The sequence below is a fragment of the Umezawaea sp. genome, from assembly GCF_036375055.1.
In the GTDB taxonomy this organism is placed as follows: domain Bacteria; phylum Actinomycetota; class Actinomycetes; order Mycobacteriales; family Pseudonocardiaceae; genus Umezawaea.
Genome location: NZ_DASUSQ010000036.1, coordinates 52,226 through 66,597, shown reverse-complemented (window position 1 = coordinate 66,597; position 14,372 = coordinate 52,226). Strand labels below are relative to the sequence as shown.

Sequence of the window (14,372 nt, the reverse complement as noted above, 5' to 3'; positions counted from 1 at the left end):
CGACGACCGCTCCCGCCGGAATCCCCGTGGAGGACCACGATGACGAAAGCCGTGCCGCGCCCCCTCGATTCGCGGCTGACACCTAATCGCGGTCGCGGGTTCGCCACATTCGACGAACCCGCGCAGCCGTTGTTGGTGGACGAGGAAGGCAATCCCGACTTCGTCGCCATCCAGCAGAGCGAGGAATTCAAGGCGCTGCGCAGGCGGGCTCTCGTATTCATCTTCCCGATGACCGCGTTGTTCCTCACGTGGTACCTCACGTACGTGGTCGCCTCCGCGTACGCGCACGATTTCATGAGCACGCGCGTGCTCGGCGTGGTCAACGTCGGCATCCTGCTCGGGCTGTTGCAGTTCGTCACCACCGTGGCCCTGACCCTGACCTACGCGCGCTACGCGAGGCGCAAGCTGGACCCGCAGGTGGTCGTGGTCCGCGGCCTGGCCGGAATCGTCGAGGAGTAGCGGTGCGGGTGGACGGACCTGCCACGGACGGCAACGTGGCGATCAACATCAGCGTGTTCGCCGTGTTCGTCCTCATCACCCTCTACGTCGTGTACCGCGCGAGCACGCGCAACACGACGGCGGCGGACTACTACGCGGCGGGCAGCAGCTTCACCGGCCCGCAGAACGGGATCGCGCTGTCGGGCGACTTCCTGTCGGCGGCGTCGTTCCTGGGCATCTCCGGCGGCATCGCGGTCCACGGCTACGACGGCTTCCTCTACTCCGTCGGCTGGGTCGTCGCCTGGATGATGGGCCTGATGCTGATCGCGGAGCGCCTCCGCAACACCGGGCGGTTCACCCTCGGCGACGTCCTCTCGTTCCGGATGCGGCAGCGCCCGGTCCGGGCCGCGGCGGCGAACGCGACGCTGGTGATCTCGCTGTTCTACATGATCGCGCAGATGGCGGGCGCGGGTGCGCTGATGGCCCTGCTGCTCGACGTGCAGGACCGGGTGGGCCAGGCCGTGGTCATCGCCGTGGTCGGCGTGGTCATGGTGGTCTACGTGCTGGTCGGCGGGATGAAGGGCACCACGTGGGTGCAGATCATCAAGGCCGTGCTCCTCCTGCTGTGCGTCAGCTTCCTGACCATCTTCCTGCTCGGCAAGTTCGGCTTCAGCCTCTCGGCGATCATGGAGACCGGTTCCCGCAACACCCCGCTGGGCGCGAAGGTGCTGGACCCGGGCGCGCTCTACGGCGGCAGCGAGCTGTCGAAGCTCGACTTCGTCTCGCTCGCGCTCGCGCTGGTGCTGGGCGTGACCAGCCTCCCCCACGTGCTGATGCGCTTCTACACCGTGCCGAACGCCCGCGAGGCCCGGCGCTCGGTGGTCTGGGCGACGCTGCTGATGGCCACCTTCTACCTGTGCACGCTCGTCATCGGCTTCGGCGCGCTGGCGCTGGTCGGCTCGGAGAAGATCGCGTCGGCGCCCGGCGGCGAGAACTCGGCGGCCCCGCTGCTGGCGTTCGAGGTCGGCGGCGCGGTCCTGCTGGGCGTCGTCGCGGCGGTCGCCTTCGCCACCATCCTCGCCGTGGTGGCGGGCCTGACGCTCACCGCGTCGGCCTCCTTCGCCCACGACGTCTACGCCAACGTGATCAAGCGCGGCACGGCCGACCCCCGCTCGGAGATCAGGGTGGCGCGGCTGACCGCGATCGTGGTCGGCCTGCTGTCCATCGTCGGCGGCATCGCGGCCAGCGGTCAGAACGTGGCCTTCCTGGTGGCGCTGGCCCTGGCTCTGGCGGCGTCGGCGAACCTGCCGACGCTGCTGTTCTCGCTGTTCTGGAGGCGCTTCAACACGGCGGGCACGCTGTGGAGCATCTACGGCGGCCTGACGTCGTGCGTGGTGCTGATCATCTTCTCCCCCGCCATGTCCGGCGCGCCGAACTCGATCTTCCCCGGCGTCGACTTCCACTGGTTCCCGCTGGGCAACCCCGGCATCGTGTCGATCCCGCTGTCGTTCCTCTGCGGCTGGCTGGGCACCCTGCTCAGCCGCACCGAGGCGGACCCGGTGAAGCAGGCGGAGATGGAGGTCAGGTCCATGACCGGCATCGGCAGCGGCCTGAACTGAGCCGCTCGACGCCCTACAGCGGGCTCACGTCGATCCCGTCGAGGTCGGGCGAGCACCCGTCGAGGTCGCCCCACCGCCCCTGCACCGGCTCGGGCGTGGACGCCGGGTCGACCAGCGCCACCGTGAGCGGGCCGTCGGCGTCAGCGGGCGGACAGCGCGGCGCGGACGGCCGAGGCGAAGCGCTGCGGCGCGGCGGCGTCGGTCTGGCGGAAGCCCAGCGAGGGTTCCGCCAGCTCCAGTTCCAGCAGCAGCGGTGAGCCGTCCTCGCCCGCCACCAGGTCCACCCGCGCGTAGAGCAGGTCGGCGCGGCGGATGCCCAACAGGCCCGTCGCCGCGTCCAGGACGTCCTCGGCGACGCGCCTGCGGGCGGCGTCCGGGACGGCCGGGGACAGGCGCTCGACGATGAAGGTGCCGGACGGGTCCAGCACCGCGTCCTCGGTCAGCATCGCGCCCTTGGTGAACGCGTGCGAGTACTGGCCCCCGAAGTAGACCACGGCGGTCTCGCCGTGGCTGTCCACAGCGGACTGGTACGGCTGGAGCAGCGCCTTGGCGCCGAGGGACTCCCAGTGCGCGTCGGCCGCGGCGTGGTCGCCGTCGGCGACCTTCAGCGCACCCCGCGACCCCGCGCCGACTGCGGGCTTCACGACGAAGCCACCGGACGGCCACCGTGGACGGTCGCCGGGGTGCAGCAGCGTGGTGGGCACGACCGGCACGCCCGCGGCGGCCAGTTCGACCAGGTAGGCCTTGTCGGTGTTCCACCGCACGACCGGCAGCGGGTTGGCCAGCCCCGGCACGGTCGCGCACCACGCCAGGAACTCCGGCAGGCGGTCGGTGTAGTCCCACGGCGAGCGCAGCACGGCCAGGTCGGCCGCGGCGAAGTCCACACCGGAGTCCCACGGCGCCCACTCGGCGTGCACGCCGACGTCGTCGAGCGCGCCGACGAGGGCGTCGTCGTCCCCGTCCCCGGTGGGAACGTCCCCGCAGGACACGAGGAGGACCTTCACCTGCCCGCCATCCGGTGGCGGTGGGCGGGGCCGATGGTCAGCGCGGACGTCGTCTCGCGGTCCCACTCGGCCGGTTCGAGGTCGGCGACCTGCTCGACGAGGGCCTCGGCGGTGGCCACGTCGGGCAGCACCACGTCGCCGAGGGCGCCGTCGTCGGCCCCGACGAGCACGACCCGCGCGCCCGCCCGGCCGATCGGCTCCACGACGGCGCGCGATCCCTTGCCGTGCTTGGCGACGAACGCGGTCGCCGACTTCACCGCCTTCGGGGGGACGGTGGTCCTCTTCTCCGCTACCTGCTCGTCGTCAGCCACGCGTCCACCTTAGAACCCGCGGGTAACTTCCGGGTGGTGACCGCCCCCACGACGGCGGCCCCGAGCCGCGGGCGGCGGCTGCGAGTAGCTTTCCGCCGTGTGAACGATCATCCGACACTCCCCGGTCTCGTCGACGGGGTTCTCGCCTGGCACCTCGACCGGTTCCCCAGCATGGCCGCGATGCTGGGCTCCCCGGCGCACGACCGGACGTTCGGTGACTTCAGCGCGGCGGGCTTCACCGAGCACGAGCGCGAGGCAGGCCGGTGGCTGGAGCGCTTCGAGGCGGTGCCCGACACCGGGCTGAGCCTGGACGAGGCGGTCGACCGCGACCTGCTCGTGTCCGTGCTGCGCGGGGTGCGGGCGTCGGCGGCGTGGCCCGCGTGGCGCCGCGACCCGGCGCTGTACCTGTCCGCGGTGCTGTTCCCGCTCTTCACGGCGTTCCTGCACCGGCTGCGGCCGGAGCCCGAGCTGGTCGACACGGTGCTGGCGCGCCTGGCCGAGGTGCCGTCGGTGCTGGCCGCGTGCCGCGCGAACCTGGACCCCGGGCTGGCGTCGCCGCTGATCGTCCGCCGGGCCGTCGGGCAGGCGCGCTCGGGCCGGTCGTTCCTCACCCGGTCGCTGCCGTCCGAGGTGGCCGACCCCGACCTGCGGGCGAGGCTCGCCGCCGCCGCGGAGCCCGCCGCGGTGGCGTTCGACGAGCTGGCCGCCTTCCTGGACGGCTTCGCCGAGCGCGCCACCGGCGACTGGCGGATGGGCGAGGAGCTGTACTCGACGCTCCTGGTCGAGCAGGAGCTGCTGGGCTACGGGGCGGCGGAGCTGCACCAGCGGGGCATCGCCGCCTACGACGCGCTCGAAGCCGAGATGAACGAGCTGACCGCGCCGCGCCACTGGCACGACGTGATGCTGGCGCAGCAGGACGACCACCCGCCGACCGTGGAGGACATGCGCTCCGAGTACGAGGCCGAGACCGCGCGGGCGCGGGCGTTCCTCGCCGAGCACGAGCTGGTCACGTTCGCCGGGGGCGAGGAGTGCCTGGTCGTCCCGTCGCCGGAGTTCCGGCGCCCGGTGTCCGCCGTCGCCGCGTACCTGTCTCCCCCGCCGCTCACGGACCGGCGCACGGGCCACTTCCTCGTGCCGTACCCGCCGGACGACTTCACGCCGGACCAGGTCGTGCAGCGGCTGCGCACCAACACCCGCGGGCAGCTCCCGACGATCGCGGTGCACGAGACCTACCCCGGCCACCACTGGCACCTGTCGTGGCTGGCCGCGCAGGACCGGCCCGTGCGCAAGGTGCTGCGCACGCCGTACTTCACCGAGGGCTGGGCGCTGTACGCGGAATCCCTGCTGCGCGAGCACGGTTACTTCACCGAGCCCGCGCACGAGCTGGCGCACCTGGAGGCGCGGCTGTTCCGCGCGGCGCGGATGATCGTGGACACGGCGCTGCACTGCGGCGAGCGGACACCGGAGGAGGCGGAGGAGTTCATGACCACCAAGGCCTCGCTCACGCCGGGCACGGCCAAGGGCGAGGTGAACCGCTACTGCGCGGCACCGACGCAGGCGCCGTCGTACCTCACCGGCGCGCTGGAGATCGAGAGCATCCGCGCCGACTACCTCGCGGCGGGCCGGGGCACCCTGCGGGAGTTCCACGACACGATCGCGGGCTCGGGGGCGCTGCCGCTGGGGTTGGCGCGCCGCGTCGCCCTCGGCGGGACGAACGAACACGAGAATGGGGAAGCGAATGCCTAAGGCAGTGCTGGTGCGCTCGACCGGTGGGCCGGAGGTCTTGGAGTACACCGACGTCGAGCCCCGCGAGCCGGGGGTGGGCGAGCTGGTCGTGGCGGTGGCCGCCGCGGGCGTCAACTACATCGACACCTACCACCGGTCCGGCCTGTACCCGATGGAGCTGCCGATCAGGCTGGGCGGCGAGGGATCGGGCACGGTGACCGCGGTCGGCGAGGGCGTGACCGGGTTCGCCGTGGGCGACCGGGTGGCGTGGCACGACGGTCGGGGCAGCTACGCCGAGGAAGCGGTCGTCGAGGCGGCGAAGGCGATGCGCGTCCCGGAGGGCGTGGACGAGGAGACGGCCGCCGCGACCCTGCTCCAGGGCCTGACCGCGCACTACCTGGCGGCGTCGGCGTACCCGATCCACGCGGGCGACACCGTGCTGGTGCACGCCGCGGCGGGCGGGGTCGGGCTGCTGCTCGTGCAGCTGGCCAAGTCGCGCGGCGCGCGGGTGATCGGCACCGTGTCGACGGCCGAGAAGGAGGCGCTGGCACGGGAGGCCGGGGCCGACGAGGTCATCCGGTACACCGAGGCGGACTTCGTCGAGGAGGTCCGGCGCCTCACGGACGGCGCGGGCGTCAACGCGGTGTACGACGGCGTCGGCAAGGACACGTTCGACGGCAGCCTGTCGGTGCTCAAGCCCCGCGGTTACCTGGTGCTGTTCGGCGCGTCCAGCGGCCCCGTGCCGCCGGTAGACCCGCAGCGGCTCAACGCGGCGGGCTCGGTGTTCCTCACCCGGCCTCGGCTCGCGCACTACGTGGCCGACCGCGAGGAGCTGGAGTGGCGGGCCGGTGAGCTGTTCGCGGCCGTCCTCGACGGCTCGCTCACGGTCGCGATCGGCGGGCGCTACCCGCTGGCCGAGGCGCGCCGGGCCCACGAGGACCTCCAGGGCAGGCGGACCACGGCGAAGCTGCTGCTGATCCCCTGACCCCGAACGCGGAGCGGGGCCCGTCCGGTGTTCCGGACGGGCCCCGCTGCCGGTGGTCGGTGCGGCTCAGCCCTCGACCTTGACGGCGTCGATGACGAACACCAGCGTCTCGCCGGGCAGGATGTCGCCCTGGCCGTTCGGGTAGCCCTTGTCCGACGGCACGACGAGCAGGCGGCGGCCACCCTCCTTCAGACCCACGAGGCCCTCGTTCCAGCCCTGGATGACCGAGGCCTGGCCGACGTTCTCGACCGGGAACGGCCGGTTGCCGTCCCAGGACGACTCGCGGAACTTCTGGTCGCTGAAGGTGTTGAGCACGTAGTGGACCGTCGCCGTCGAGCCCTGCTTGACCTCAGGGCCGGTGCCGACCTCGATGTCCCTGACCACGAGGCCGTCCTGCGGCTTGCAGCCCGTGGGCACGGTGACCGTGGGCTTGGCGCCGAGCGCGCCCACGACCTGGAACTGCTCCGGCGTGCAGGGCGGGCCGCTCGCGGGCGACACGGCGGAGGGACGGTCGTCCACGCTCGGCGCCGTGGCAGCGGGGGTCGAGGCTCCGCCGGTGGCGGTGGACGGCCGGTCGCTGGGCGTGCACGCGGCGAGGGAGAGGCCTGCGGACACCAGGGCGGCGAGGGTCAGGGCCGTACGGCCGACAGTACGCATGGGTCCGGAGCTTAGGTGGAGCCCCCGACCCGACCGCCGGCAGGCCCGGTCGACGATCCGCCCTCCCCCGGCGGCGCGCGACGGCCCGTCGCACGGGGTGTTCCGAGCCCGCGGCACCCGGTCCCGGCACCGGGACCCGACCCTCCGACGGGCACGGGGACCCGGTCGCGAGGACGACGGACGGACGTCCCGGCGTTCGGCCGGGAGCACTCATGGTTGCCTGGATTCGGCCGAACGTCCGTTGGAACCAGGCCCGGACCCACCACCGGCCCAACCCGTTCACCGTGCGCGGTCGGAGATCACCATTATCGTCCAATACACCGCCACGAATTGCGGCTACCGCCCGGTCACCTCTGCGCGTACAGTAACTCCGCGCACTCGTTCGGATACTGAACGCATTCCTCCATTCGGGTGCAGATCGAGGAGGTGGCCCTGTGTCCGCGGAGGCCGGAGGCATCCGCAGCAACCTGTTGCAGGAATTGTTCTGGACCCGAACAGGCTTGCTCCTGCTGAGCCTTGTCGTCACTTCTGGAATCTGCCTGGCCGTGTCCAGTGGAATGGATCCGGGAACGTTCAAGAACTTCCTGACGTCCATCGGCACCGGCACCATGATCTCGGCGGTGGTCGGGTTCGGGCAGACGTTGCTGACCAGTTCGGCGACGCACCGCTCGCTGGTGACCCCGGTCGTCGAGGAGAGCAGGAAGGCGCTCCAGGAGCTGACCGCCGAGTACCGCGCGCTCGATCGCGAGTTCTTCCCCAGCCACGTGTTCGAGCCGACCGCGAAACCGGACCCCGCGTTCAACCAGCTCATGATGCAGGACCTGGACCGCACGAGGCTGTACTGCTTTCGCGGCTTCGCGGGCAGGTACGCGGCGTGCCGCCTGCTGATGTCGAGGTCGGAGTGCGAACTGCGGGCCGTGCTCGCGGACCCGCGCGACGGCAGCGCGATCAGCGGCCGGGCGCGGTACCTGTTGCGCAACGAGGGCGCCGACGGCGACTACGACACCATCCAGGCCCGGCTGCGCGAGCAGATCGCCATCGGCCTGGTCGGCCTGTTCCTCGCGCGGAGCAGGTGCAACCGGATCGACGTGACGATCATTTCCGACCCACCGCTCGACCGGCTCGAACTGTTCGACGACAGCGCCTGGCTCACGCTCTACAGCAACACCAGCGCCGGCGTGGTCAGGTTGTACCCGCGGACCCTGCGCTTCACGGAGGGCTCATTCCTCTACGGGATGGAAAGAGCGGAATTCCTCCGGGTCAGCAATTCACGGGCGGGTCAGCACTTCGTGATCCGACCGAACACCAGTCGCGTGGAATTCTTCGCGCTGTTCGAGAAGATCACCGGTGTGCCGTTGACCGATAGCGGCTTCCACTCTCTAGAAGAGAAGTTCCACTCCTTCCGCCGGGAATTCTCGGCCTTCGCTCAGCTGGGGAGCTGATAGCGGTGCTCACCGACTTGGCCGGGACGGCCACCCTGCTCGAACTAGCCTCCGGGATCACCGCGGCCGGGCCCCCTGCCGTCGACCAGTGGTCCATCGGACCGCTGGTAGCGGGGTGGGCGTCCCAACCGGGGTTGCGGGAGGGTCTGCGGGAGCACCTGCGGACCCTCACCCCGCGGGAGGAGCGGCGGATCGTCGCGCGCTCCCGCGAGACGACCACCCACTTCGCCTGGTGCCTGCGCGACGAACCCGGCGAACCGTTCACGTTCTGGCTGCACGAGTACAAGCCGCAGCGGGACTGGCGGCACGGGTACGCGGACTCCGTCCACAACCACCGGTACCACTTCAGCACGACCATCCTCACCGGCTCCTACCTGCACGAGCGCTACACCGCGCGGCTCGGGGACGGCGAGCGGTCCATCCTGTCGGCGACGCTGCTGCGCGGTACCGAGTGCCCGGCCGGGACGTCCGGGACGATGCTCGCGCACGAGTTCCACCGCATTCCACGCGCGGGCGACGACACCATGACGTTCCTGGTCAAGTCCCGCGCCATCAGCCCGTGGAGCCTGTCGTTCGACCCGGACACCGGTGCCAGCCACCGGCACGTCCCGGTGGAGTCCCGGTTGGAGGAACTGACGAACCAGCTCTAAGGATCTCCAGAGGGACCTACCATCGGCCCACCCGGCATGGGAGGGCTCCGATGCGTGTCCGAAGCGCACTTTCGACCGATGTCATGACCGATGTGGAGCGGCGCGTGTGGGAGTTGTGCACGCGCCTCGCTCCCCGATTGCAGTTCCACGGCTGGCACCACGTCAGCTTCGTGCGGGACAAGGCGGTCCACTTCGCCGAGCGCAACGGTTCCGAGGTGGACGTGGTGCACGTGGCCGCGCTGGTCCACGACGTGAACTACGTGGTGCGCCGCAACTCGCCCGCGGCCGAGGGCGACGGCCTCCGCCGGGAGATCCTCACCGGAGCCGGAGTGGACCTCGACACGGCGGAGTGGGTGGACCGGATCGTCGACGAGGCGGAGATGCGGACCCGCCACCGCGACATCAGCCTGGAGGCGCAGGCGCTGTCCGATGCGGACACGCTGTTCAAGGCGCTCCCCGTCACACCCGTCGTGCTGGCGCACAAGTACCTGCTGGAGAACGGGATCACGCTCCAGGAACTGGCGCACAAGATCGTCGGCGAGCAGCAGGGCAAGCAGGACGACGGCTACTACTTCTACGACCCGGAGGCCGCCGCGACCTACACGAGGTGGGCGACGGCGAACCTGGAGCTGTGGCAGTGCATCGTCGAGTCCCTCGACGACCCGTGCGTCACCGACCTGCTCGCGGCGGTGTCCTAGCGCTCGGGTGCGGGGCGTCGGGCGGCTCGGTGGGGGCCGCCAGCCCCTCTTCGCCGAGCCGCGTTCCCGGCCCGCTCACCGGGCCCGCGTCGACGCCAGCACCTCGCGCGCAGTGGCCACCAGGGCCGGGCACGGCTCCCGGAGGGCGTCGAGGAGTTCACCGCGCCGCTCGGCGGGGTGCTCGACCAGGTCGGCCCCGCGCCCGCCCAGCGCCTTGCACACCAGTGCCCTCAACGCGGCGGACGAGTCCACCACGGCGGGCGACGCCCTGCCCGCCTCCCGTGCGACGACCCTCGCCACCAGGGCCTCGACCACCAGCTCCGCTGACCCGACCACGCGCCTTCACCCCCCGGAACCCCGACGACGGACTACCGGGACTATCGGGAGGGCGCGGGGATCGCTACGGGGAGTCCCCCGAAGGAGTTAGAACGGCCGGCCGAGGACGGGCAGGCCGACGACGGCGTCCACGGCGAGGCCGCAGAACACCAGCATCAGGTACAGGTTCGACATGTGGAAGAACTTCATCGTGTTGGTCGAGCCGCCCTTGCGGACCACGTTGTGCAGCTTGTGGGCGAAGACGGCGAACCAGACGCCGGAGACGGCGGCGACCGAGACGTAGATCCAGCTCGTGACGGGGGCCAGCAGCAGGGTGCAGACGACGGTGATCCAGGAGTAGATGACGATCTGCCTGGTCACCTGCTGTGCCGTGGCGACCACGGGGAGCATCGGGACACCCGCTCGCGCGTAGTCCTCCTTGAACTTCATCGCGAGCGCCCAGGTGTGCGGGGGCGTCCAGAAGAAGATCACGCCGAACATGACGATCGCGGGCCAGTCCACCGTGCCGGTGACGGCCGACCAGCCGATGATCACCGGCATGCAGCCTGCCATGCCGCCCCAGATGATGTTCTGCGACGTGCGGCGCTTGAGCACCAGCGTGTAGACGAAGATGTAGAAGAGGATCGTCGCGACGGCGAACACGGCCGACATCAAGTTGGTCGTGATCCAGAGGAACGCGAACGACAGCACGCCGAGCACGACGCCGAAGATGAGGGCGTTGCGGGGTGGAATGGTCTGCTGGGCCAGCGGCCGGGCCGTGGTGCGCTTCATCACCGAGTCGATGTCGGCGTCGACGTAGCAGTTGAGCGCGTTCGCGCTGCCCGCCGCGAGGGTGCCGCCGGTCAGCGTGCACGCGATCAGCCACAGCGGCGGCACGCCGCGCGCGGCGAGCAGCATCGCCGGGATGGTCGTGATCAGCAGCAATTCGATGACGCGGGGCTTCGTCAGCGCCACGTAGGCGCCCACGACCTGTCGGGGCGACCGCGCCGGGGCCTCGGTGACGGCACTCATCGCGACGCACTCCTCTACCAGGTCGGGGATGCCGGAATCGTAACCGCGCGCACCCGGCGCCACCCGGCCGGGTGTCCGGCCGACCGGGACCTTGGTCCTGAACAGAACACCCGTTTGTTCCGTATGCCCTTGTGCCGACACACACAGTCGTGTCGTTTCGCGCTCAGATCACACACGCGGACCCTCAGGACTAGGCTGAGAGGAGGACGAGGGAACCCGCGGGGACGAGCCGACTGTATCGATGGAGAAGGCCGTTTCCGCCAACGTGAGAGTGGAGCTGTGTCCGTGTCCGTGAGCGACGACATCACCCGGTTGACCGAAGCGCACCTGCCCGAAGACTGGACCGAGCTGGACAAGCGAGCGGTGGACACGGTGAGGGTCCTCGCGGCCGACGCCGTGCAGAAGGTCGGCAACGGCCACCCCGGCACCGCCATGAGCCTCGCCCCCCTCGCCTACACGCTGTTCCAGCGCGTCATGCGGCACGACCCGGCCGACGCCGACTGGATCGGGCGCGACCGGTTCGTGCTCTCGGCGGGCCACTCCAGCCTGACGCTGTACATCCAGCTGTTCCTCGCCGGCTACGGCCTGGAGCTGGACGACCTCAAGGCCCTGCGGACGTGGGGCTCCAAGACCCCCGGCCACCCGGAGTACCGCCACACCAACGGCGTCGAGATCACCACCGGCCCGCTGGGCCAGGGCCTCGCCTCCGCCGTGGGCATGGCGATGGCGGCCCGCCGCGAGCGCGGCCTGTTCGACCCGGACGCCGCCCCCGGCACGAGCCCGTTCGACCACGACATCTTCGTGATCGCCTCCGACGGCGACATCGAGGAGGGCGTGACGTCCGAGGCCTCCTCGCTCGCGGGCACCCAGCAGCTGGGCAACCTCACGGTGGTCTACGACGACAACAAGATCTCCATCGAGGACGACACCGCCATCGCGCTCGGCGAGGACACGGCGAAGCGCTACGAGGCGTACGGCTGGCACGTGCAGGTCGTCGAGGGCGGCGAGAACGTCACCGGCCTCGAAGCCGCGCTCAAGGCCGCCAAGGCGGAGACGGACCGCCCGTCGTTCATCCTGCTGCGCACGATCATCGGCTACCCCGCGCCCAAGAAGATGAACACCGGCGCCGCGCACGGCGCCGCGCTGGGCGACGAGGAGATCCGCGCCGTCAAGGAGGCGCTGGGCTTCGACCCGGAGCAGACCTTCGAGGTCTCCGACGAGGTCCTGGCGCACGCCCGCGAGGTCGGCAAGCGCGGCGAGCACGCGAAGGCGGAGTGGCAGAAGGGCTTCGACGCGTGGGCGCAGGCCAACCCGGAGCGCAAGGCGCTGCTGGACCGGCTCGTGGCCAAGGAGCTGCCCGAGGGCTGGACCGACTCGCTGCCGACCTACCCGGTCGACGCGAAGGGCACCTCGACCCGCAAGGCCTCCGGTGAGGTCATCAACGCGGTCGCCGGTGTGCTGCCCGAGCTGTGGGGCGGTTCCGCCGACCTCGCCGAGAGCAACCTGACCTCGATCAAGGGCGAGAAGTCCTTCGGCCCGCCGAACATCTCCACGGAGATGTGGAAGACCGACCCGTACGGCCGCACGCTGCACTTCGGCGTCCGCGAGCACGCGATGGGCTCGATCCTCAACGGCATCGCGCTGCACGGCCCGACCCGCCCGTACGGCGGCACGTTCATGGTGTTCTCCGACTACATGCGCCCGGCCGTGCGGCTCGCGGCGATCATGGAGGCGTCGGTCACCTACGTGTGGACGCACGACTCCATCGGCCTCGGCGAGGACGGTCCGACCCACCAGCCGATCGAGCACCTCTCCGCGCTGCGCGCGATCCCCGGCCTGGCCGTGGTCCGCCCCGGCGACGCCAACGAGACCGCGTTCGCGTGGCGCACGATCCTGGAGAACGCCGCCCCCGCGGGCCTGGCGCTGACCCGGCAGAACGTGCCGACCCTGGAGGGCACCTCGTACGAGGGCGTCTCCAAGGGCGGGTACGTGCTGGTCGAGGCGTCGAGCGGCACCCCGGAGCTGGTGCTGATCGGCACGGGCTCCGAGCTCCAGATCGCCGTGGAGGCGGCCAAGGTCCTGGAGGCCGACGGCGTCCCCACCCGCGTGGTGTCCATGCCGTGCTTCGAGTGGTTCGACGCGCAGGACAAGTCCTACCGGGACGGTGTCATCCCGCCGTCCGTCAAGGCTCGGGTCGCGGTCGAGGCGGGCATCGCCCAGTCCTGGTACCGCTACGTCGGCGACGCGGGCGAGATCGTCTCGATCGAGCACTTCGGCGCTTCCGCCGACTACCAGACCCTGTTCGAGAAGTTCGGTTTCACGACCGAGAACGTAGTTGCTGCGGCTCGCACTTCGCTGCAGCAGGTGAAGGAGAGCAAGTGAGCAACCCCAACCTCGTCGCCCTGAGCGAAGCGGGCGTCTCCATCTGGCTGGACGACCTGTCCCGCGAGCGGCTGAAGTCCGGCAACCTGGCCGAGCTGGTCGCCACCAAGAACGTGGTCGGCGTGACCACGAACCCGACGATCTTCGCGAGCGCCCTGGCGAAGGGCGAGTCCTACGACGAGCAGGTCCGGGAGCTGGCCGCGCGCGGCGCGAGCACCGAGGCCACCGTCAAGGAGATCACCACCACCGACGTGCGCACGGCGTGCGACCTGTTCCGCGACGTGTACGCGTCGACGGACGGCGTCGACGGCCGCGTGTCGCTGGAGGTCGACCCGCGCCTGGCGGGCGACACCGACGCCACGATCGCCGAGGCGCTCGACCTGTGGAAGACGGTCGACCGCCCCAACCTGATGGTGAAGATCCCCGCCACCGTCGAGGGCATCCCGGCCGTCACGAAGGTGCTCGCCGAGGGCATCAGCGTGAACGTGACGCTGATCTTCTCCACCGAGCGCTACCGCCACGTGATGGAGGCCTTCATCGCGGGCCTGGAGCAGGCGAAGGCCAACGGCCACGACCTGTCCACCATCCACTCCGTCGCCTCGTTCTTCGTGTCCCGCGTGGACAGCGAGATCGACAAGCGCATCGAGAAGCTGGGCACGCCCGAGGCGCAGGCGCTGCGCGGCCAGGCCGCCATCGCCAACGCGCGCCTCGCGTACGCCGCCTACGAGGAGGTCTTCGCCGGCGAGCGCTGGGAGGCCCTCGTCGCCGCGGGCGCGCGGGCGCAGCGTCCGCTGTGGGCGTCGACCGGCGTGAAGGACCCGTCCTACTCGGACACCCGGTACGTGGACGAGCTCGTCGTCGAGAACGTCGTCAACACCATGCCGGAGAAGACCCTCGACGCGGTCGCCGACCACGGCAACATCGTGGGCGACACCGTCACCGGTGGCGCCGACGAGGCCCAGGAGGTCTTCGACTCGCTGGCGCGGGCCGGGATCGACATCGACGACGTGTTCGTCGTGCTGGAGACCGAGGGCGTCGAGAAGTTCGAGAAGTCCTGGGAAGAGCTGCTGGAGACCGTGACGGGCCAGCTCGACAAGGCGAAGGGCTGAACCTC

General features: G+C 70.8%; 14 protein-coding genes. 9 read left to right on the top strand and 5 right to left on the bottom strand.

Annotated elements, in window-relative coordinates; translation table 11 throughout:
• Nucleotides 1-39 precede the first annotated feature (39 nt).
• Entirely contained in the window at nucleotides 40-459 is a 420-nt protein-coding gene (locus tag VFZ92_RS10755) for a DUF485 domain-containing protein (protein ID WP_330875696.1), read from the top strand.
• An 8-nt stretch (nucleotides 460-467) separates the two neighbouring features.
• Nucleotides 468-2,057, top strand: coding sequence for a cation acetate symporter (locus VFZ92_RS10750; RefSeq protein ID WP_330875695.1), 1,590 nt, complete (start codon nucleotides 468-470; stop codon nucleotides 2,055-2,057).
• A gap of 140 nt (nucleotides 2,058-2,197) precedes the next feature.
• Here the strand turns inward: VFZ92_RS10750 and VFZ92_RS10745 are convergent, their stop codons facing one another.
• Nucleotides 2,198-3,061: a hypothetical protein gene (locus VFZ92_RS10745; protein ID WP_330875694.1), complete on the bottom strand. Its 864-nt coding sequence runs from the start codon at nucleotides 3,059-3,061 to the stop codon at nucleotides 2,198-2,200.
• Nucleotides 3,058-3,318 (bottom strand): hypothetical protein, encoded by a 261-nt coding sequence (locus tag VFZ92_RS10740; RefSeq protein ID WP_330875722.1) that lies wholly within the window; start codon nucleotides 3,316-3,318, stop codon nucleotides 3,058-3,060. The genes VFZ92_RS10745 and VFZ92_RS10740 overlap by 4 nt, the downstream gene beginning before the upstream one ends.
• Before the next feature lie 153 nt (nucleotides 3,319-3,471).
• Here VFZ92_RS10740 and VFZ92_RS10735 point away from each other — a divergent pair, with 153 nt between their 5' ends.
• Together VFZ92_RS10735 and VFZ92_RS10730 are read left to right on the top strand one after the other, a co-directional pair.
• Nucleotides 3,472-5,118, top strand: a complete 1,647-nt coding sequence (locus VFZ92_RS10735) for a DUF885 domain-containing protein (RefSeq protein ID WP_330875693.1) — start codon at nucleotides 3,472-3,474, stop codon at nucleotides 5,116-5,118.
• The gene (locus tag VFZ92_RS10730; RefSeq protein ID WP_330875692.1) at nucleotides 5,111-6,082 is read left to right on the top strand and encodes a quinone oxidoreductase; all 972 of its coding nucleotides are present in this window, start codon (nucleotides 5,111-5,113) and stop codon (nucleotides 6,080-6,082) included. Before VFZ92_RS10735 ends, VFZ92_RS10730 begins: the two co-directional genes overlap by 8 nt.
• Nucleotides 6,083-6,148: 66 nt before the next feature.
• Here VFZ92_RS10730 and VFZ92_RS10725 read toward each other — a convergent pair whose 3' ends face one another.
• Nucleotides 6,149-6,739 (bottom strand): FKBP-type peptidyl-prolyl cis-trans isomerase, encoded by a 591-nt coding sequence (locus tag VFZ92_RS10725; RefSeq protein ID WP_330875691.1) that lies wholly within the window; start codon nucleotides 6,737-6,739, stop codon nucleotides 6,149-6,151.
• 500 nt (nucleotides 6,740-7,239) lie between these two features.
• Here VFZ92_RS10725 and VFZ92_RS10720 point away from each other — a divergent pair, with 500 nt between their 5' ends.
• From VFZ92_RS10720 to VFZ92_RS10710, 3 genes are read left to right on the top strand one after another with little or no spacing between them, the layout of a single operon-like run.
• Nucleotides 7,240-8,181 carry a hypothetical protein gene (locus VFZ92_RS10720; RefSeq protein WP_414719861.1) on the top strand — a complete coding sequence of 314 codons (942 nt, stop codon included), beginning with the start codon at nucleotides 7,240-7,242 and terminating at the stop codon, nucleotides 8,179-8,181.
• A 5-nt stretch (nucleotides 8,182-8,186) separates the two neighbouring features.
• Nucleotides 8,187-8,831 (top strand): hypothetical protein, encoded by a 645-nt coding sequence (locus tag VFZ92_RS10715; RefSeq protein WP_414719858.1) that lies wholly within the window; start codon nucleotides 8,187-8,189, stop codon nucleotides 8,829-8,831.
• Nucleotides 8,832-8,881: 50 nt separating this feature from the next.
• The gene (locus VFZ92_RS10710) at nucleotides 8,882-9,529 is read left to right on the top strand and encodes an HD family phosphohydrolase (protein ID WP_330875689.1); all 648 of its coding nucleotides are present in this window, start codon (nucleotides 8,882-8,884) and stop codon (nucleotides 9,527-9,529) included.
• A gap of 75 nt (nucleotides 9,530-9,604) precedes the next feature.
• Here the strand turns inward: VFZ92_RS10710 and VFZ92_RS10705 are convergent, their stop codons facing one another.
• Entirely contained in the window at nucleotides 9,605-9,865 is a 261-nt protein-coding gene (locus VFZ92_RS10705; protein WP_330875688.1) for a hypothetical protein, read from the bottom strand.
• Nucleotides 9,866-9,952: 87 nt separating this feature from the next.
• On the bottom strand, nucleotides 9,953-10,876 hold the full coding sequence (locus VFZ92_RS10700) for a heme o synthase (protein ID WP_330875687.1): 924 nt from the start codon (nucleotides 10,874-10,876) through the stop codon (nucleotides 9,953-9,955).
• 285 nt (nucleotides 10,877-11,161) lie between these two features.
• Between VFZ92_RS10700 and tkt the strand changes: the two genes are divergently transcribed.
• Together tkt and tal are read left to right on the top strand one after the other, a co-directional pair.
• Nucleotides 11,162-13,258, top strand: coding sequence for a transketolase (gene tkt / locus VFZ92_RS10695; protein ID WP_330875686.1), 2,097 nt, complete (start codon nucleotides 11,162-11,164; stop codon nucleotides 13,256-13,258).
• A complete protein-coding gene (tal, locus tag VFZ92_RS10690) occupies nucleotides 13,255-14,367 on the top strand; it encodes a transaldolase (RefSeq protein ID WP_330875685.1) in 1,113 nt (370 codons plus the stop codon). Before tkt ends, tal begins: the two co-directional genes overlap by 4 nt.
• Nucleotides 14,368-14,372: the final 5 nt, after the last annotated feature.